At 60.7% G+C, this 17,768-nt stretch carries 19 protein-coding genes; 9 read left to right on the plus strand and 10 right to left on the minus strand.

All coding sequences use genetic code 11. The features are described 5' to 3' along the window. Positions 1–27: 27 nt before the first annotated feature. The 3 genes from AB4Z13_RS21865 to pobA form a co-directional block, all read right to left on the minus strand. Positions 28–1,155 (minus strand): tartrate dehydrogenase, encoded by a 1,128-nt coding sequence (locus AB4Z13_RS21865; protein WP_442206807.1) that lies wholly within the window; start codon positions 1,153–1,155, stop codon positions 28–30. 57 nt (positions 1,156–1,212) lie between these two features. Continuing rightward, on the minus strand, positions 1,213–1,344 hold the full coding sequence (locus tag AB4Z13_RS21870) for a hypothetical protein (RefSeq protein WP_442206808.1): 132 nt from the start codon (positions 1,342–1,344) through the stop codon (positions 1,213–1,215). Between the two features lie 208 nt (positions 1,345–1,552). Next, positions 1,553–2,725 carry a 4-hydroxybenzoate 3-monooxygenase gene (pobA, locus tag AB4Z13_RS21875; protein WP_442206809.1) on the minus strand — a complete coding sequence of 391 codons (1,173 nt, stop codon included), beginning with the start codon at positions 2,723–2,725 and terminating at the stop codon, positions 1,553–1,555. Between the two features lie 116 nt (positions 2,726–2,841). Here pobA and AB4Z13_RS21880 point away from each other — a divergent pair, with 116 nt between their 5' ends. Then, entirely contained in the window at positions 2,842–3,732 is an 891-nt protein-coding gene (locus AB4Z13_RS21880; protein WP_442206810.1) for a helix-turn-helix domain-containing protein, read from the plus strand. Here the strand turns inward: AB4Z13_RS21880 and AB4Z13_RS21885 are convergent. Together AB4Z13_RS21885 and AB4Z13_RS21890 are read right to left on the minus strand one after the other, a co-directional pair. Next, entirely contained in the window at positions 3,729–4,589 is an 861-nt protein-coding gene (locus AB4Z13_RS21885) for a sugar phosphate isomerase/epimerase family protein (protein ID WP_442206811.1), read from the minus strand. The genes AB4Z13_RS21880 and AB4Z13_RS21885 overlap by 4 nt on opposite strands. A gap of 70 nt (positions 4,590–4,659) precedes the next feature. Continuing rightward, entirely contained in the window at positions 4,660–6,030 is a 1,371-nt protein-coding gene (locus AB4Z13_RS21890; RefSeq protein ID WP_442206812.1) for an amidase, read from the minus strand. Between the two features lie 272 nt (positions 6,031–6,302). Here AB4Z13_RS21890 and AB4Z13_RS21895 point away from each other — a divergent pair, with 272 nt between their 5' ends. Both AB4Z13_RS21895 and AB4Z13_RS21900 read left to right on the plus strand, forming a co-directional pair. After that, positions 6,303–6,596: a hypothetical protein gene (locus AB4Z13_RS21895; protein ID WP_113323296.1), complete on the plus strand. Its 294-nt coding sequence runs from the start codon at positions 6,303–6,305 to the stop codon at positions 6,594–6,596. 73 nt (positions 6,597–6,669) lie between these two features. Continuing rightward, positions 6,670–7,110 (plus strand): DUF1810 domain-containing protein, encoded by a 441-nt coding sequence (locus AB4Z13_RS21900; RefSeq protein WP_442206813.1) that lies wholly within the window; start codon positions 6,670–6,672, stop codon positions 7,108–7,110. Here the strand turns inward: AB4Z13_RS21900 and AB4Z13_RS21905 are convergent. After that, positions 7,107–7,292: a hypothetical protein gene (locus tag AB4Z13_RS21905; RefSeq protein ID WP_442206814.1), complete on the minus strand. Its 186-nt coding sequence runs from the start codon at positions 7,290–7,292 to the stop codon at positions 7,107–7,109. The genes AB4Z13_RS21900 and AB4Z13_RS21905 overlap by 4 nt on opposite strands. A 75-nt stretch (positions 7,293–7,367) precedes the next feature. Next, positions 7,368–7,991 carry a TetR/AcrR family transcriptional regulator gene (locus tag AB4Z13_RS21910; RefSeq protein ID WP_439017781.1) on the minus strand — a complete coding sequence of 208 codons (624 nt, stop codon included), beginning with the start codon at positions 7,989–7,991 and terminating at the stop codon, positions 7,368–7,370. Positions 7,992–8,121: 130 nt separating this feature from the next. On the opposite strand from AB4Z13_RS21910, the gene AB4Z13_RS21915 reads away from it, so the two are divergent. After that, on the plus strand, positions 8,122–8,337 hold the full coding sequence (locus AB4Z13_RS21915; protein WP_113301678.1) for a hypothetical protein: 216 nt from the start codon (positions 8,122–8,124) through the stop codon (positions 8,335–8,337). Positions 8,338–8,878: 541 nt separating this feature from the next. Then, positions 8,879–9,712, plus strand: a complete 834-nt coding sequence (locus AB4Z13_RS21920) for an IclR family transcriptional regulator (RefSeq protein WP_310382565.1) — start codon at positions 8,879–8,881, stop codon at positions 9,710–9,712. Between the two features lie 266 nt (positions 9,713–9,978). Here AB4Z13_RS21920 and AB4Z13_RS21925 read toward each other — a convergent pair whose 3' ends face one another. Next, positions 9,979–10,848, minus strand: a complete 870-nt coding sequence (locus AB4Z13_RS21925; RefSeq protein ID WP_442206815.1) for a sigma-70 family RNA polymerase sigma factor — start codon at positions 10,846–10,848, stop codon at positions 9,979–9,981. 164 nt (positions 10,849–11,012) lie between these two features. Between AB4Z13_RS21925 and AB4Z13_RS21930 the strand changes: the two genes are divergently transcribed. The 4 genes from AB4Z13_RS21930 to AB4Z13_RS21945 all read left to right on the plus strand — a co-directional run bounded on the left by AB4Z13_RS21930 (position 11,013) and on the right by AB4Z13_RS21945 (position 14,295). Next, positions 11,013–11,675 carry an HAD family hydrolase gene (locus AB4Z13_RS21930; protein ID WP_113321431.1) on the plus strand — a complete coding sequence of 221 codons (663 nt, stop codon included), beginning with the start codon at positions 11,013–11,015 and terminating at the stop codon, positions 11,673–11,675. 30 nt (positions 11,676–11,705) lie between these two features. After that, complete coding sequence (locus AB4Z13_RS21935; protein ID WP_113321432.1) at positions 11,706–12,395, plus strand: RibD family protein; 690 nt, start codon at positions 11,706–11,708, stop codon at positions 12,393–12,395. Positions 12,396–12,440: 45 nt separating this feature from the next. Next, positions 12,441–13,709 (plus strand): flavin monoamine oxidase family protein, encoded by a 1,269-nt coding sequence (locus AB4Z13_RS21940; protein ID WP_442206816.1) that lies wholly within the window; start codon positions 12,441–12,443, stop codon positions 13,707–13,709. Between the two features lie 127 nt (positions 13,710–13,836). Next, a complete protein-coding gene (locus AB4Z13_RS21945) occupies positions 13,837–14,295 on the plus strand; it encodes a carboxymuconolactone decarboxylase family protein (protein WP_113321434.1) in 459 nt (152 codons plus the stop codon). Positions 14,296–14,313: 18 nt separating this feature from the next. Here the strand turns inward: AB4Z13_RS21945 and rhaI are convergent, their stop codons facing one another. Next, positions 14,314–15,606 carry an L-rhamnose catabolism isomerase gene (rhaI, locus tag AB4Z13_RS21950; RefSeq protein ID WP_439017776.1) on the minus strand — a complete coding sequence of 431 codons (1,293 nt, stop codon included), beginning with the start codon at positions 15,604–15,606 and terminating at the stop codon, positions 14,314–14,316. Between the two features lie 50 nt (positions 15,607–15,656). Then, positions 15,657–17,753 (minus strand): bifunctional rhamnulose-1-phosphate aldolase/short-chain dehydrogenase, encoded by a 2,097-nt coding sequence (locus tag AB4Z13_RS21955; RefSeq protein WP_439017775.1) that lies wholly within the window; start codon positions 17,751–17,753, stop codon positions 15,657–15,659. Between the last annotated feature and the right edge of the window lie 15 nt (positions 17,754–17,768).

Consider the following 17,768-nt stretch of genomic DNA (forward strand, 5'->3'; position numbering starts at 1 on the left):
CCTTCCATGAAACGCGGTTTCTGGGGATCAGACGGCCGGAATATTCTCGTCATCGGGGGCGAAGTTCGATCCCCGCAATGCTTCGCAAACGGCGTGCGTCACATCGGCCGTGGTTGCCTTGCCGCCAAGATCTGGAGTGAGAATGCCGGCGGCGCAGACCTGTTCCACCGCTGAAATCAGTATCTTTGCCGCAACCGCCTCGCCCAGATGTTCCAGCATCAACGATGCCGTCCAGAAGCTTGCGACGGGGTTGGCGATGCCCTTGCCGGTAATATCGAAAGCCGAACCATGGATCGGCTCGAACATCGAGGGGAAACGGCGTTCGGGATCGACATTGCCCGTCGGTGCGATGCCGAGCGAGCCGGCGAGCGCAGCCGCGAGGTCAGAGAGGATATCGGCATGCAGGTTGGTCGCGACGACCGTGTCGATGCTCTTTGGTTTTGCGACCATGCGGAAGGTCATGGCATCGACCAGTTCCTTGTCCCAGGTCACATCGGGGAAGTCCTTGGCGACCTCGGCGGCAATCTCGTCCCACAGCACGAGCCCGTGGCGCTGGGCGTTGGACTTGGTCACGACCGTCAGCAGCTTACGAGGGCGCTTCTGCGCCTCGCGGAAGGCAAAGCGCATGATGCGCTCGACGCCGCGGCGCGTGAAGATCGAGGTTTCGGTCGCCACCTCCTCTGGCAGGCCGATATGGGCGCGGCCGCCATGGCCGGAATATTCGCCTTCGGAGTTCTCACGCACGATCAGCCAGTCGAGATCGCCTTCCTCGACCCCCCTGAGCGGGCTTTTCACACCGGGGAAGATGCGGGTCGGGCGGATATTGGCGTACTGGTCGAGACGCTGGCAGATCGGCAGACGCAGGCCCCAGAGTGTCACGTGATCGGGCACGTCAGGCGCGCCGACGGCGCCGAAATAGATGGCGTCGGCTTGCTTTAGCAAAGACAGGGCATTCTCGGGCATGAAGGCACCGGTCCTGCGGTAGCGCTCGCTGCCCCAGTCATAATGGTCGATGTCGAGTGTGAAAGCGCCGCTGCGGGCGGCCAGCACTTCGAGCACTTCGAGGCCGGCGGCGATGACCTCTGGGCCAATGCCGTCGCCGGGAACGGAGGCGATGCGGAAGCGACGGAGCGGCGTATTGGTATTGGCGTTCATGGGACCCCCTTAATAGTCAGATGAGGCCGCCATTGATCAGCAGCATCTGCTTGGCAATCATGCGGCTGTCGTGGGAGGCGAGCAACAGGCATTGGCCACGCCCTCGACCTCGATCTCCTCGGGAATGCATTGCAGCTTCACCCCGTCGGCGATCCTGCCTTCATGGCTGTTGAGTTCTTGCACAGGCAACCAAGATTCTCGACGATATTGTTGCGATATTTTCTACGCGCATGTCGGGCGCGGCAAGACACGGCGAAAATATGCAACAAGAGGCAGCGCGGATCAAATCGAGACACGGGATAGCGCTTCAACTGTAGCCCGGTGCGAGCACACAGTGGACGCATCCGTTCCGCTGACATCGGGTGAGCGCCTCCCTGCGAAGGCAGCCGGCATCCTGTCAGAACGGCAATCCGACGTAGTTTTCCGCAAGCGCCGTCGAGGCAGCGCGGGAATGGGTGAGATAGTCGAGTTCCGCTTCCTGGATCTTCTGGTCGAAATCGCCGGTATCGGGAAAACGATGCATCATCGTCGTCATCCACCAGGAGAAGCGCACGGCCTTCCAGACGCGAGCAAGCGCCTTTTGCGAATAGGCGTCAATGCCGACGCTCGAGCGATCTCCGTAGAACTCCCTCAGACCTTCGAAGAGATAGTGCACATCGCTGGCAGCAAGGTTCAGCCCTTTGGCGCCGGTCGGCGGCACGATATGGGCGGCATCGCCGACCAGGAACAGGCGACCGAAGCGCATCGGCTCGGCCACGAAGGAACGCAGCGGCGCGATTGACTTTTCGAAAGATGACGCGGTCTTCAGCGCCTCGGCGTGATGGGCCGGCAGGCGGCGGCGCAACTCGTCCCAAAAGCGGTCGTCGCTCCAGTCTTCGACCTTCTGATCGAGTGAACATTGGATGTAATAGCGGCTGCGGGTCACAGAGCGCATGGAACAGAGTGCAAAGCCGCGCGGATGATTGGCATAGATGAGCTCATGATTGACCGGAGCGACATCGGCCAACAGACCAAGCCAGCCGAAGGGGTAGATCTTCTCGAAGGTTCTGATCGCCTTTTCCGGAACCGCCTTGCGGCTTGCGCCGTGGAAGCCGTCGCAGCCGGCGATGAAATCGCAGTCGATACGCTGAGTAGCGCCATCCTTCTCGTAGCTCACGAAGGGAGTGCGGCCATCAAAATCATGCGGCGTCACGTCGGCGGCATCATAGATGGTCAAGGCACCGCTCGCCTCGCGCTGTTCCATCAGATCACGCGTCACCTCGGTCTGGCCGTAAACCGTGACGCGCTTGCCGCCGGTCAGGCCGTAGAGATCGATGCGGTGATCGCGCCCGTCGAAAGCCAGTGAAAAGCCGTTATGCGGCAAACCTTCAGCATGCAGCCGGGCAGCCGACCGTGCCTCGTCCAAAAGATGAACGGTGCCCTCTTCCAGGACGCCGGCGCGAACGCGGCCGAGAATGTAGTCCTTGCCCACCCGATCGAGAATGACGTTGTCGATGCCGGCTTCCGTCAGAAGTTGGCCGAGCAGCAGGCCCGACGGGCCTGAGCCGATAATGGCGATTTGGGTGCGCAATTGCTTCCTCCCTGCAATTTGCTTTCTGCCAAATTCTGACCTTTAGCCCTTCGAGCGGCAATGGACTTTCCCACCGAAAAATTGCACAAAACGAACATGGGAACGGAAGGAAGCCCATGACGAGACATGTGCCGACCTATGAGCTCTACGGCGAGACATCGGGCAAAGAACCCGATTTCTGGCTGCACTGCGAAACAATTCCCTCGCGTAGCAGCCTGCACCATTGGGAGATCAAACTGCATCGGCACGCGAGTTTCTTTCAGATATTGTACATCGATGCCGGCGCAGCCGATGCCATTTTCGGCGAGCGGAGCCATGCCATCCAGCCGCCAGCGGTCGTCACGATTCCTCCCGGGTTCGATCACGGCTTCCGTTTTTCGCGGGATATCGACGGCCTCGTCATCACCATGCTGAGCGCCAATCTTAGCCACCTTCCCGGCGACCGCAGCCGCCTCGGTGAGTGGCTTGCAGCCCCGCATCTCACCGCGCTTGATCCGCAAGACCCCGACGCCGCCTATCTCATGCAGAGCCTGAGGCGGCTCGGCGATGAATATCGGTACAACCGCAGCGGCCGCAGCGAGCTTCTCGCCTCCTATGCCGCATTGGCGCTGCGGCTGACGGCCAGAATTTCCCATCAGGAGGATATCAGCCAGTTCCCCGCCGATGAAAACGAACGGCGGATGGAGCAACTGGCTGGCCTCATCGAACAGCATTTCCGTTCGCACAGACCCGCTTCATTCTATGCCAGGGAAATCGGCATTTCGCCGACCCATCTCAATCGCATCGTTCGCTCGATGACCGGCAAGACGGCTCACGACCTGATTGCCGGCAAACTCGTCGACGAGGCCAAGCGCGAACTCGTCTTCACGCTCGCGAACGTTCAGGAGGTCAGCCATCGGCTTGGCTTTGCCGACCCGGCCTATTTCTCCCGCTTCTTCCTCAAGCACGCGGGCGAGACGCCCAAGGATTGGCGCAAGCGGGAGAAGAACAGGCTGGAACGAGCCTAGGCTGTGCGACGCGCCGGGGCATCCTCAAGGAAGTCCTCGATGAAGCGTTTCTGCAGCAGTATGCCATCCCACTCATCCGCAAAGAACGGCGAGTCGTAGATCAGCGTGTAGGGTCCGGCGTAGCCGGCCTTTTCGCACATTTCCAGGCAATGACGGTAATCTGCAGCATCAAGCCCAGAGGCATTGTAATCGGCCTTGGCGTGGCAGATTTCGGCCCTACGCATGATATTCGCCAGCCCTTCATATTTCGCCGGTGCCGCCCAGTTTCCGAGGTCGCCATTGAGGCCGATCTTGCTGTCGAGTTCATCAAGCAGCCAGTTCATTTCCTTCGCTGAGGGCAGAAGGGCGAACCAGTTTTCGGTCACGACACGCACGCCGCTTCCCTCCGCCTGTCCGACGAGCCACTTCAGATGTCGCGCGGAACGCGCAAGGTTTTCCTCATTCGGCGCCTGCTTGCCGGCGATGACGCGGATGCGCTCGGCGCCGAGCTTCTTTGCGATATCGATCCAACCGGCAATCCAGCCTATGTCACGTTCCGCCGTCTCGGCATTGCTGGGATCGCCATCCTCGACGAGCAGTGTCTGGAAAAGGATGCCGGAAGCCTCCAGCGCATCGCGAAATTCGGCGAGATAAGAGGCATCCAGGCTCGGCAGGTGGAACGAGCAGACCTCCAGCCGGCCAAGTCCGCGTTCGGCGAGCATGCCCGGCACTTCGAGCAGGCTCACGCTGCCTGCCCCATAGGGCTCCTGGCGGGCAGCGCTTTTCTGCGGATCGGGACTATAGGGATAGGTTGCGCCCAGCATCCGGTGAAGCGACCATGTGGAAACCGCAAACCGGCCGTTCTGCAAAACCTGCATCTTTCATCTCCTCCCGTTTCCTCGCGAGGACTTTGGCAAGAATGACCCGCCGCATCAAGCCCGCAATCGCCTAGATCCGGTCGCCGCGAATGACTGCTTCTGCCGTCAGCGAAACGGCAAGCAATGCCTCATCACGGTTTGCCGGCGCCGATAGAAGGAAACCGACCGGCATACCCGCCTCGCCGTTGCCGCAAGGAATGGAAACACCGCACCAGTCCAGGAAATTGCCGAGCGCTGTATTGCGCAGCGTCTTGACGTTCACGGCGAAGAAAAGCTCGTCATCGCGCTCAAGTGCCGCGATCGGCGGCGCCACGTGGGCGACCGAAGGAAAGGCGAGGAAGCGGTTGCCGACGAGCCGATCGACTTCGGCAATCAGCCGTGTGCGCTCGGCAAGAATAGCAATGTAATCGGCCATGCTGGTCTTCTCGCCGAGCCGCGTGCGCAGGACGACACGATGATCCATCCGCGCAGCCTCCGGCCCTGCAAGCCGTTCGCGGTGGAGAGCGAAGGCTTCGGCAGTGACGAGGGCACCATGTTTTGCCATCAGTGCCAGGATTTCCTCGAAGGCCGGAATGTCGATCGGACTGATATGCGCGCCAGCGCTACGCAGCCGCTCCACTCCGCCCTCGAAGGCTTCGGCGACGCCCGAACCCAGGCCATCAAACACGATATTGCGAGGGACGACGATTTCCACACCTTTCAGCGACTGCCGGGCGACCGTCGGCGCCGTCAACCCGCGCATTGCAGCATCGACCCAGACGGCGTCTTGCACGGAACGGCAGAGGGGACCAAGCGAGTCGAGGCTCGTAGCCAGCGGATAGACACCTTCCATGGCATAGCGCCCGCGCGTCGCCTTGTAGCCGACGATGCCGTTCAGGGCGGCGGGAATACGCACCGAACCGCCGGTATCCGTGCCCATCGCTACCGGTACAAGGCCTGCGGCAACCGCCACGCCGGCGCCGCAGGACGACCCACCGGGAATGCGCGGCACGTCCCTGCTGTGAGGATTTTCCGGCGTGCCGTAGTGCGGATTGATGCCGAGGCCGGAGAACGCAAATTCGCTCATATTGGTACGGCCGATAGCCAGCATGCCGGCATTCTTGAGCTTTGTGACGATCGCAGCGTCCTGTCTAGCAGGCGCACCGCCCGTCAGAACCACCGAACCGGCCGTAGTTGCCATGCCCTCGATGTCGAAAAGATCTTTCCAGGCGATCGGAATGCCGTCGAGCGCACCGAGCGAACGGCCGTCGCGGATACGCTTCGAGGAGGCATGAGCCTCCCGCATTGCCCGCTCGCGCAACAATAGGGTGAAGACTGCCTTGTCAGCATATTGCTCGATGCCGTCGAAGATCGCCTCTGCGACATCAACCGGATCGGCCTTGCCGCTCTGGATGAGAAGGGAAAGCTGAGCGATAGACATCGCACCGAAAGTAAGGGCCATGGGGAGAGTCCTGTGGATATCACACAGGATTTACCGCCTATCATTTCGCAGGACCAGCCCTTGCACGGCTTTTCACGATGATTGGTACGATTTTGTGAACACTGAGTTTGCTTTAGCGCTCTTCAAATTACCGCGGTTAAGACACACATGCGGTCCTGCACGCGTGAGGCGGATAGGCACGCCATTAGCTTGCCTTCCCAAGCCGCATCCCGGTGCATTGCAGGAGACTTGAAATGACACAATCTGAAACTTGGACCTCCGGTCACCAGGATATGGTGCACCAGCATGTGAAGGAGGACGTGAGCTACGGCGAAGCTGAACGCGACTACGCCGACCACGTCAGCGCACAGAAGCTGTCGGTCCTGGAGCGGATCGTGGTCGTAGGCGCCCTCGTACTGCTAAGCTTTGTAGGCTTCACAGCACCGTCGGCACAGACATCAGCGACCGATCCGATGACGACCTCGGCTATTGAAGAGCCGGCACCTCCGGGTGATAGTCTGGTGCCACACCACCAGCGCTACGGCCATTGCCGTGAAACGAGCCCCTACGCAGACAGGGTCTGCTAAGAGCCAGCGATTTTCGCCGGGCATGGAATTTTTCGTCTAACGTGCATGAGAAGCATAGGAACGGGAAAGAGCCATGGCCGGTGACGTAGACTACGACCTCCACCGCTTCATCGAAGCGCAGAACGGCATATACAAACAGGCTCTTGCGGAGCTGGAAGCCGGTCGCAAGCGCTCTCACTGGATGTGGTTCATCTTCCCGCAAATCGCCGGTCTCGGAACCTCTTCCATGGCGGAGAAATATGCCATTCGCTCCGCGGAGGAAGCCTCAGCCTATCTCGCTGATCCGATCCTCGGCAGCCGCCTTTTGCGCTGTGTCGAGGCAATCCTCTCCGTCAATGACCGCAGCGCTCACGATATCATGGGCTCCCCGGATGATCTGAAGCTGCGCTCGTCCATGACGCTGTTTGCCGCGGTCAGCGATCACGGCTCGCCCTTTCACAAGGCGATCGATCATTTTTACGACGGGAAATTCGACGAACGGACAATTTCCATCCTGAGCGCCGGCAACGACTAGCCGGGAGAATACTCCAGCGCCGCAATCTCCTCGGAGATTTCTTGGATGCGCTGTTTCAGATCGTTTTGCGTACCGTCGTCTACTTCCTCTTCGCCAAAGCAATAACGTGCGTCGTGCAATTCGAGCTTGGCTTCAAGCTCGGCACGTCTGGCATATAGGCGCCGGAGATAAGTGTAATTCATCTCTGCCTCCAGATTGCTCCCAGATCAGCAGAAAAACGGCCACGCAACCCCCAAGGTTCCCTGGCCGCGTCAATATCAGCCGAAGGCGGAAATCGCCACGTTGCAAGCTTTTTCAAAATGGCAGGAACAGCCACCGTCCGTCATGGCCTGGCGAGTAACGCGCGCGCCTTCGAGCAGCAGCGTCAGCGTGTCGGCAAGAAGTTCCGGCTCGCGCGCGCCGGCAGCCACGCAAAGTGCCGCAAGACGATTGCGCTGCATCGCCTTGTGGCGCTCGATCAACTCGTGCGCCGGATGGCCTTCGCCCTTCAATTCGATCGCGGCATTGGCGAGATCGCAACCTGCGGGCTCGCCGTTCAGACAGTGAGCCCGGTCCTCGACCCAGGCAAGCAACTGGCCGCGCGCATCGCCGGGATGGGCGGCTTCAAGATCGCGCCAGATCTTCTCGGCCTTTTCGGAGGCGCGGCGTAGCGTTTCGCAGACCAGCTCGTCCTTGGAGCCGAAATGCCGATAGAGAGTCATCTTGTTGGTGGCGGCAGCATCCGCAATGGCATCCACGCCAATGCCGCGAATGCCGCGCTCACGGAAAAGCTCCGAAGCGGTCGTGACAATACGCTCCCGCGGGGGGATTCGATCGTCTGAAGCGGCTACGGAGATTTCATTCAATGATTCTGATTTTTTCGCGGACGAAGTCCTTGACATCGATGTGACCGATCGGTAACAAATGCATTGTTACTTACCGGTAACACCACTCTTTGCAGAAGTCAATGCCAGGAGCGCTTGGCAGCAGGAGTGGAACACGGGCGACCGCCCACGAAAGGAGGACCGTACCATGAGAAAGACCAGAGAAGATTTGACCATTTCCGAAGCCCTTCACGACCCGCTGATCGCCATGGTGCTCCGCGCCGATGGCGTGAAGCTTGAAGATTTCAAGCAACTCCTTGAGGTGGCTGCCCGTAAACGCGAGCCGCGTCCCTCCACGGCGAGCGATATGATCGGGTCCTTTGCCAGCCGCGCCAATCTGCCGGCGATGCCCTGCTTCGGCTGATCTGACCGCTGGCACCATAAGGCCCCGATCGGCACTGGGGATAAGCCCTGTTCCCAGACGGGCTGCCGCTGTCAACAGGCGGCAGCCCTTGCGATGCGACGAGCGCGCACATCCACATCGATTTCCCGAATATTTCTTCCCGCGACCTTGAGACGCTCGCCGCCGGCGACGCCGTCTTCATGACGACACGCACCGGCGGTGGCTTCGGCAAGCCGCAAAAAGGGGCGTCGACTTGCCACCGCTGACCGCAATGTCTGGCAGGAGACTTGGCCCACATCCGATCAGCCGGTATCGCTGATGGGAGAAAAACTCGGGCTGCATCTTGTTGTTCCGGTTCCAGCATCAACGATGCACGATGAGGCGCCCGCAAATAGATTTGTCGCCTGCGACCGCAGCATATCCGGTGACAACACTTGCCGCCTTCACGAATTATCTGCGGCAGCTACCAAAGGTTTTATATCCAAAGATTTTGCGATTTGCTTCCTAAACGGCTATGCCATAGTAAAGTAACAGGTTCGCATCATATCAGAGGTATGTTGAATTGGACGGAAAGACATCACCCGCAATCTACTCCGAAGATGAAGGCCCGGCCGAAGAGACCGGTGCCAAGGGCGCGCGCCGTGCACGCGTCAGCGGTATTGACCGCGCGCTGCAGGTGATTGACCATCTTTACGAGACGGGATCGCCGGCCGGCGTCTATGCCATCGCCAAGGCCGTGAAAGCACCGCTTTCCACCGTCTATGTCATCGTTGACGATCTGGTTGAAAAGAACATGCTGACGCGCCAATCCGACGGTTCGATCTGGCTCGGCTCGCGGCTCTATCACTATGGCCTTGCCTATGCGCGATCGCTCGATTTCATGAGCGTCGCGACGCATGAAATGCACGACCTCTGCCGGCAGGCTGGCGAGACCGTTCAGGTCTGCGGCCGTGACGGCGATTTCATGCTGGTTCTCGCCATGGCCGATGGCCCCAGCCATTTCCAGGTCGCCTCCCGCGTCGGCACCCGTGTGCCGCTCAACTGGACAGCGTCTGGCCGCCTGCTGGTCGGGCACCTGCAAGAAGACGAGCGTGTCGAGCTCTTCAAGCGATGCGCCCGCTCCTCGCCGACGGGACGCGCGGAAATCGATCCCGCCACGCTATCGGAATCCGCCGGAAAGGCCTTTGAATCGCGCCTGTCGATCCAGGCTGGCGAATCCGATTATGCGGTTGCCTGCATCGCCTCACCGATCTGCGATCGCGAGGGCCAGTGTGTCGCCACCATTTCCATCGTTCTGCCGGAGCAAAAGGCCTTTTCGGACGAAGGCCACTATACAGCACAGGTGCGCAACTCGGCTGAGCACATCGAGAAGCTGATGGGCTGGCGTAGCCATTAAGCGCCGGCTTCAGTCGCACGGCAAGCGCCGTCCGGACCGTCATTGGCTCGCGAGGAAGGGCGGCTCCTTGTTCGCATAGTATTTCGCTGCCTCATCGATCTCTTCTCGATGCTTCCGTGGCACAAATCGCAAGGCGTGATCCCACGCGTCGGCGCGCGCCGCGGCTGACGCCCGTTGGGCTGTGGCAGATCGCCCACCGCTGGGCCAGCGTTGCTCTCCGCCCGATCGGAGGCCATCTATTTGAAAAAACTCACTGATTGTGATCGCTAGCCTTCGAGGATCGAATAGCCGATATCGCGCAGATGATCCTGATCGGCGATCGCATCGACCGCCGAGATCCTGTCGCCGTCAAAACTCAGCGCCAGCACGACGCGCAACTGGCCCTCGATGAAGACGACGAGGCCGATTTCACCATCGACAAGCGCGACTTTCGCCGATGTCGCCCGCCCCTTGAAGCTTTCGGCGATGGCACCGGCGCCGCGAAGCGGCACGACATTGCCGAGACGGGTCGCGGCCGCATCTGGCCGGAAGACCGCATCCGGCGCGAGGACCGCAAGCAGCCCCTCCAGATCACCGTTGCGGGAGGCGATAAGGAAGGCTTCGGCTATGCTGCGCTTGCGCGCCAGATCGATATCAGGCGTTTCCGGTTGCCCCTGCACCCTGCGCCGGGCACGGCTGGCAAGCTGCCGGGCGGCGGCCGCACTCCGCCCGATGACAGCAGCGATCTCTTCGAAGGGCAGATCGAACATGTCATGCAACACGAAGGCGACGCGTTCGGCGGGCGAGAGGGTTTGCAGCACGACGAGCAGGGCGATGCCGACCGAATCGGCAAAAGCTGCTTCGCGCTCCGGATTGCTGGCGATATCCACGATCGCGCCATGCGCCGGCAGGTCGAGCGGCTCTTCGCGCCGCGTTTTGCGCGAACGCAGCATATCCAGGCAGATGCGCGCCACGACCGTTGTCAGCCAGCCGCCGAGATTATCCACACTGCCCCTGTCCGACCTTGTCAGGCGCAGCCACGCCTCCTGCACCGCATCCTCAGCTTCTGCGCGGGAGCCGAGCATGCGGAAAGCGACGGCCCGCAGATGCCCGCGGTTTGCCTCGAATTCATCGGCCAGCCATTTTTTCTCGTCCATCAATCCACTCCCAATCCTGTTGCGTCAAAAGCCATGACGAGCGGAAGCCGGACGATGTGACAGGAGCTCTATCCTATCAAGTCCCGCGAAGTTGGGCTCATGACTTGACCTGCCGCATTTTTCATTGGCTGATGGCAGACAGATCCCTCCCTACGGTGTTTCCCATGTCCTCCCGATTTGACAGTTCCAAACAATATGCCGCCTTCCTGTTCGACATGGACGGTACGATCCTGAGTTCAACTGCGTCGGCAGAGCGCGTCTGGGGCCGCTGGGCCGAGCGGCACGGGCTGGATGTGGAAAAATTCCTGCCGATCATGCATGGATCGCGTGGCATCGACACGATCAGGCGGCTGAACCTTCCGGGCGTCGACGCGGAAGCGGAAGCCGCACAGATCACCGAAGAGGAAATCCAGGACGTCGAAGGCGTCGTTGCCCTTCCGGGTGCCGCCGATTTCCTGGCGTCGCTGCCGCCGAACCGGTGGACGATCGTCACCTCCTCGCCGCGTCGCCTGGCCGAGCGACGGCTTGAGGCCGCGGGGCTTCCCATGCCGCAGGCCATCGTGACGGCCGAAGATGTGACTGTCGGCAAACCCGACCCCCAATGCTATATCCTCGGCGCCGAAAAGCTCGGTTTTGCAACGCATGAATGCCTGGTCTTCGAAGACGTTGAAGCCGGCGTGAAGGCAGGAACGGCGGCGGGCGCCGACATCATGGTCATCACGGCTGCCGGTCACAAACACTCGCTGCAGGGCTATCCCGAGATCGAACATTATGGCGATGCGACCGTTGTCATTGCCGATAGCGGCCATCTTTCGATAAAATTTTGACCTGCCTGCCGCGCCGGAAAGGAATCGCCCATGAAACCGGAAATCATCTGCCTGATGATGTCGTCGCTCGACGGCGGCCTGCATCCGAGCAAGTGGACGGAAAGCCCGGATGGCGGCCGCAAGGAATGGACGGCTCTCTATCAGAAGGCACATGAAGACCTGCAGGGTGACGCCTGGATCGTCGGACGCGTGACCATGGCCGAAATGGCCAAGGGAGAGCCGCATCCGCCGCAATCGGCAGGTTCAGCAGAACGGCAAAACCATTTCGCCGATCGCAAAGCAGACAACTACGCGATCGCGCTCGACACGTCGGGCAAGCTGCATTTCACGCGGCCTGACATCGATGGCGACCATATCGTCGTCATCCTCGGTAGCGATGTGCCGGACGCCCATCTTGCGGAGCTCGCCGCCGACGGCATCTCCTACATAATCTCGCCTTCGGCCGAGATCGATCTGCCTGGAGCGCTCGATGTACTGGAGAAGGAACTCGGCATCCACAAATTGCTGCTCGAAGGCGGAGCAGCGATCAACGGCGCTTTCTTTGCTGCGGGCCTCATCGACGAGTTTTATCTGCTTGTCGCCCCGGCCCTGGATGGCAGCGGCGGCCAGCCTGTCGTTACTTTCGATGGGGGACTGGCGGGCAAGACCCGGCTCTCGCTGATATCGGCGGAGACCAAAGACAATGGCGTCGTCGTCCTGCGCTATAAAGTCCATGCATGATCGTGACAATGGACAGCCGCGGCTGCAAGGCGCTATATCCACGCCATGACCACCTCTGATCCGGATATCGTTATCGTCGGCGCAGGAGCTGCCGGGATCGGGGCTTCACGCCGCCTTAGCAGCCGCGGTCATTCCATCACCATCCTAGAGCAACTGCCCCGCGCCGGTGGACGGGCCTGGACTTATGCCACGAGCGCTGGGCCAGTCGATCTCGGCTGCGGATGGCTGCACTCGGCCGATCGCAATCCCTGGACCAGGATTGCCGCCGAGCTCGGCTTCACGGTCGACCGCCGCATCACGGCCTGGGGCGAACAGTTTAAGAATCTCGGTTTCTCCGGGAAAGATCGTGCGGCCGCCCGAAACGCCTTTGCGCAATGGAACGAAGAGATCCGGAACAACCCACCGGCTTCTGACTGCGCAGCCGATGCGATCGACCCGAATTCATCCTGGACGCCCTATCTGCAGGCACTGAGCGGCTACATATCCGGCGAGGAACTGGAGCACATATCGGTGAGAGACTACGTCGCGTATGATGACGCCTCCACCGACAACAACTGGCGCGTCCCCGATGGCTATGGGCAGCTGATTACCTCAGCGCTTCCTTCCGACGCGGAATTGCGGCTCGGCACCACCCTCGAAAGCCTTGATCTGAGCGAACAGAAAATCGTCCTGCAAACCTCCGCCGGGACGATCCGGACACGCGCCGTCATCTTCACCGTCTCGTCGAATGTTCTCGCGGGCGGTGCGATCAACCTTCCGTCCGTGCTCGACCCCTGGCGGCAGGCGGCATCGCTCCTACCGCTCGGCAACAACGAGAAACTCTATCTCGAAATCCTCGACGGCGGCCCTTTCGAAGACGAGACCCACGTGCTCGGCAATCCGCGTGACAACACGACCGGCGCCTATTACATCCGTCCCTTCGGCAAGCCAGTGCTCGAATGTTTCCTCGGTGGGGCGGGAGCCAGGGCTTGTTCCGCGACGGGTGGCGAAGCGGCTTTCGACCACGCGATCAACGAGCTAGCCGGCCTCTTTGGCTCGGACGTGCGAAAATATCTGAAGCCGCTTGCGGCTTCGAACTGGGCGGGAACCCCTTCCATCGGCGGCGGCTACAGCCATGCCCTGCCCGGTCATGCGGACGCACGCCTGCAACTCGCCCAATCCTTCGACGACAGGATTTTCTTTGCGGGCGAGGCAACGCATACGACCGATTTCTCAACGGCGCATGGCGCCTATGAGAGCGGCCAGCGCGCCGCCGACGAGGCAATGGCGGCTCTGCTGGTTCCTGTCGAAACCTCGGGCGTCAACCGCCGCTAAGTAAAACATCAATCAGATTTCGCTCTATACGTCACACTTCCTGACCCTGATCCGTCAAATGCATGACGAACGAAAACCGGCAACCGGCCGGCTCTGCGTCAAACCGAACACGATCAGGAGATTGAGCATGCAAGAGAGAATGGGAAATCCCGCCCTCGTCATCCCGGAAGCTATGCAGGCGCTGGCCGCCTTCGGCAATCTGCCGGCCAAGGCCGGCCTTGCGCCGGCATTTCTGGAAATCATCTATCTGCGGGCCAGCCAGATCAACGGCTGCAGCGTCTGCATCGACGGCCATTGGCGCATCGCCCGCAAGCACGGAGAAACCGACGAGCGGCTCTTTGCCGTCGCAGGCTGGCGCGAGGCCCCCTATTACAGCGATGCCGAACGCGCAGCACTGGCGCTCACCGAGGCCGTCACCCGCCTCAGCGACCGCGCCGATCCGGTGCCGGATGAGGTCTGGGAGGAATGCACGCGCCATTACGATGGCAAGAGCCTTGCAGCCCTCGTCATCGCAATTGCCAATATCAATGTCTGGAACCGGCTGAACGTTGCCACCCGGCAGGTCGCGGGGCAGTGGAAGCCGTGATTGACGGCTTCCGTTCGCTTAGATGATGCCACCGCCGCCGGCAACCGAGGCTGGGCGCTCGGCGGCGACCTTTTTACGGTAAGCGCTCGCGCGGTAAGTGGCGACCGGATCGATCGCCCCGCCCTTGCGGCGGCGAGCTTCCGCCAGAATCGGCTCGACATCAGCACGGTAGGCGCGCTTCAGCGTCTCCGTCGCCATCAGCGCGTCGTTATCGTCCTGGAAGCCCGCCAGCGCTTTGCGGTCAACGAGCAAGGCCTGCGCGTAAGCGCGACGGATTTCATTGGCGCTGTTGATCAGGCTTTCGATCGGATCTGTCACATTGTGTGACTGATCGATCATGTGGGCGGGATTGAAATCGTTGACGCCGCGCTGCTCGGCATCGACAAGTTCGTTGAAGACGAGGAAAAGGCGGTACGGCTCGATCGAACCGGCATCCAGATCGTCGTCGCCATATTTCGAATCGTTGAAATGGAAACCACCGAGCTTGCCGAACTGGATCAGCCGCGCGACGATCATCTCAATATTGGTGTTCGGCGCATGATGGCCGAGGTCGACCAGGCACTGTGCCTTGGGGCCAAGCGTCTGGGCGATCATATAGTTGGTGCCCCAGTCCTGTACGATGGTCGAATAGAAGGCCGGCTCGTACATCTTGTGTTCGGAGAACAGCTTCCAGTCGTCCGGCAGAGCCTTGTAAATATCGGCCATGGAGGCGAGATAGCGCTCGAACGCCTTGGTGAAATTGCTCTGGCCGGGGAAGTTCGAGCCATCGCCGATCCAGACCGTCAGGGCATTGGAGCCGATTGCCTTACCAATCTCGATGCATTCGAGGTTGTGCTCGACCGCCTGGGCGCGCGTCGCCGCATCGGTGTGGCTGAGCGAGCCGTATTTATAGGAATGCGCCTGTCCTGGCGCATCGGAAAACGTATTGGAATTCATCGCGTCGAAGCCAAGGCCGAGCGTATCGCCCTTTGCCTTCAACTCCTTTGCGTCCGTTTTGTCCCACGGAATGTGCAGCGAAACATTCGGTGTCGCGCGCGTCAGTTCGTTGATGACCGAGCAGTCGTCGAGCTTGTCAAAGATACCGCGCGGTTCGCCGGTCCCAGGAAAGCGGGCAAAGCGCGTTCCACCAGTGCCAACACCCCAAGACGGCACGGCAACGAAGAATTCCGACACCTTGCGGGTGATCGCCTCGATATCGACGCCGCGACGGGCGAGCGTTGCGCCCAGCGCTTCATAATCTGTCTTCAGCGCTGCGGCGCGCTTGTCGTTTTCCGTTGCGACCAGATCCGGCGCAATCCTGAATTCAGTCATGTCTTCCTCCCAGAGATTTTGTTGCGGCGGGCAAGGCCCGCCGCTCGCTATCAGCGCGTGAAGCTCTGAACGTTGCCTGCGTCGACGTTGATGATGTTGCCAGTCGACTTGGCCGAAAGATCAGATGCCAGGAAGTAGACCGCTTCGGCGATATCTTCCGGGAACACGTTGAGCTTCAGCATCGAGCGCTTGCGGTAATGTTCCTCCAGATCATCCACCTCGATCTTCGAAGAGGCAGCACGCTGCTCGCGCCATTCGCCGCTCCAGATCTTCGAGCCGCGAAGGACGGCATCCGGATTGACGGTATTGACGCGGATGCCGGCGTCCGCACCTTCCAGCGCCAGGCAACGGGCAAGATGGATTTCCGCAGCCTTCGCCGTGCAATAGGCGGCGGCATTCGGCGACGCAGCCAAGCCGTTCTTCGATGCGATGAAGACGACGTTGCCACCCAGCGCCTGACGGCGGAACAGACGGAAGGCCTCACGCGAAACGAGGAAATAGCCGGTCGCCAGAATGTCGATGTTGCGGTTCCACGTCGATAGCTCGGTCGTTTCGATCGGCGCCGAGGAAGCGATGCCGGCATTCGAGACGAGGATATCGATGCCGCCGAATTCAACGCAGGAGTCTGCGAAAGAGGCGATGACACCGTCTTCCTTGGTGACGTCGAGCTTCAAGGTACGTACAGCGTCAGCGCCGTATTTCTTCACGAATTCGGCTTCGGTCGTCTCAAGTGCGGCCTGATCGATATCGGCAAGCACCACGCAGGCGCCCTCGCCGACCAGACGTGCAGCCGTTGCGCGGCCGATGCCGCCGGCGCCACCGGTAACGAAGGCGACCTTGCCGGCCAGGCTCTTCGGCTTCGGCATGCGCTGCAGCTTGGCCTCTTCCAGCAGCCAGTATTCGATATCGAAGGCTTCCTGCTCCGGCAGGCCCTGATATTCGGAGACCGTCGAGGAACCGCGCATCACGTTGATGGCGTTGACATAGAATTCGCTGGCAATACGGGCCGTTGCCTTGTCACGGGCAAAGGAGAGCATGCCGACACCCGGCACCAGGAAAATCACCGGATTGGCGTCACGCATGGCCGGCGAATTGTCATGCTTGCAGGCATTGTAATAGCGGGAATAGTCGGCGCGGTAGTCTTCAAGCGCCCTGTCGAGACCGGAGATGATTGCATCGACATCGGGTTTTGCCGGATCGAGATCAACGATCAGCGGGCGGATCTTCGTGCGCAGGAAATGGTCAGGGCAGCTGGTGCCGAGCGCACCCAGCGGACGCAGGTTCTTCGAATTGACGAATTCCAGAACCGCATCCTGATCGTCAAAATGGCCGAGCTTGCGCTCCTGCTTGCCGATACGGCCGCGAATTTCCGGCATCAAACGGGCGGCGATGGCACGGCGCTCGGCGACCGGTAGGCTTTCAACGACGGCGCCGCCGAAGATCGTCTTGCCTTCGGTCTGGCCGGCAAACCACTCGATCGCCTTGTTGATGATATCGAGCGTCAGCTCGTAGCAGGCCTTGGCATCGTTGTCCCAAGTGAAGAGGCCGTGGCTTTCGAGCACGACGCCCTTGGCGCTTGGGTTCGCCTTGACGAAAGCTTCGAGATCGAGGCCGAGCTGGAAGCCCGGACGGCGCCAGGGCAGCCAGCCGATCGCATCACCGAAGACCTGCTTGGTCAACTCCCTGGAGTTCTTGGAGGCGGCGATCGCGATGATCGCGTCCGGATGCATATGGTCGACATGCGTATAGGGCACGAAACCATGCAGCGGCGTGTCGATCGAGGCGGCACGGGCATTCAGGTTGAAGGTGCAATGCGGCAGGAAGCCGACCATGCGGTCCTCGTCCTCGACACCCTTGTAGATGCCCTTCAGCGATTCCAGCTTGTCCTGATAGAGGGTCGCGAACCCGTCGAGCTTGATCGTCCCGACGTCGCCGCCCGAGCCCTTGACCCAGAGCACCTTAACCTTGCCACCATCAAGCGGATCGGTCTCCATGACCTTGGCCGAGGTATTGCCGCCGCCATAATTGGTGATGCGCTTGTCGCCGCCGAGAAGATTCGAGCGATAGAGAAGCTTGCCGGGCTCATCGAGGCCCGCCGCATAAGCATCATCCCACCGGTTCTCGAGAAGTCGAACCTTTGCCGCCATGTCATCCTCCCATAT

Origin of the sequence: Rhizobium sp. YAF28 (assembly GCF_052113285.1) — a bacterium.
GTDB lineage: Bacteria > Pseudomonadota > Alphaproteobacteria > Rhizobiales > Rhizobiaceae > Rhizobium.

Coding starts and splice junctions, on each gene's coding strand:
- AB4Z13_RS21905 (WP_442206814.1), bottom strand. CDS start 7,292: ATGAATTACACTTATCTCCGGCGCCTATATGCCAGACGTGCCGAGCTT.
- AB4Z13_RS21935 (WP_113321432.1), top strand. CDS start 11,706: ATGAAACCGGAAATCATCTGCCTGATGATGTCGTCGCTCGACGGCGGC.
- AB4Z13_RS21915 (WP_113301678.1), top strand. CDS start 8,122: ATGAGAAAGACCAGAGAAGATTTGACCATTTCCGAAGCCCTTCACGAC.
- AB4Z13_RS21930 (WP_113321431.1), top strand. CDS start 11,013: ATGTCCTCCCGATTTGACAGTTCCAAACAATATGCCGCCTTCCTGTTC.
- AB4Z13_RS21900 (WP_442206813.1), top strand. CDS start 6,670: ATGGCCGGTGACGTAGACTACGACCTCCACCGCTTCATCGAAGCGCAG.
- AB4Z13_RS21890 (WP_442206812.1), bottom strand. CDS start 6,030: ATGGCCCTTACTTTCGGTGCGATGTCTATCGCTCAGCTTTCCCTTCTC.
- AB4Z13_RS21880 (WP_442206810.1), top strand. CDS start 2,842: ATGACGAGACATGTGCCGACCTATGAGCTCTACGGCGAGACATCGGGC.
- AB4Z13_RS21865 (WP_442206807.1), bottom strand. CDS start 1,155: ATGAACGCCAATACCAATACGCCGCTCCGTCGCTTCCGCATCGCCTCC.
- AB4Z13_RS21940 (WP_442206816.1), top strand. CDS start 12,441: ATGACCACCTCTGATCCGGATATCGTTATCGTCGGCGCAGGAGCTGCC.
- AB4Z13_RS21885 (WP_442206811.1), bottom strand. CDS start 4,589: ATGCAGGTTTTGCAGAACGGCCGGTTTGCGGTTTCCACATGGTCGCTT.
- AB4Z13_RS21945 (WP_113321434.1), top strand. CDS start 13,837: ATGCAAGAGAGAATGGGAAATCCCGCCCTCGTCATCCCGGAAGCTATG.
- AB4Z13_RS21910 (WP_439017781.1), bottom strand. CDS start 7,991: ATGTCAAGGACTTCGTCCGCGAAAAAATCAGAATCATTGAATGAAATC.
- AB4Z13_RS21895 (WP_113323296.1), top strand. CDS start 6,303: ATGGTGCACCAGCATGTGAAGGAGGACGTGAGCTACGGCGAAGCTGAA.
- AB4Z13_RS21955 (WP_439017775.1), bottom strand. CDS start 17,753: ATGGCGGCAAAGGTTCGACTTCTCGAGAACCGGTGGGATGATGCTTAT.
- AB4Z13_RS21925 (WP_442206815.1), bottom strand. CDS start 10,848: ATGGACGAGAAAAAATGGCTGGCCGATGAATTCGAGGCAAACCGCGGG.
- rhaI (WP_439017776.1), bottom strand. CDS start 15,606: ATGACTGAATTCAGGATTGCGCCGGATCTGGTCGCAACGGAAAACGAC.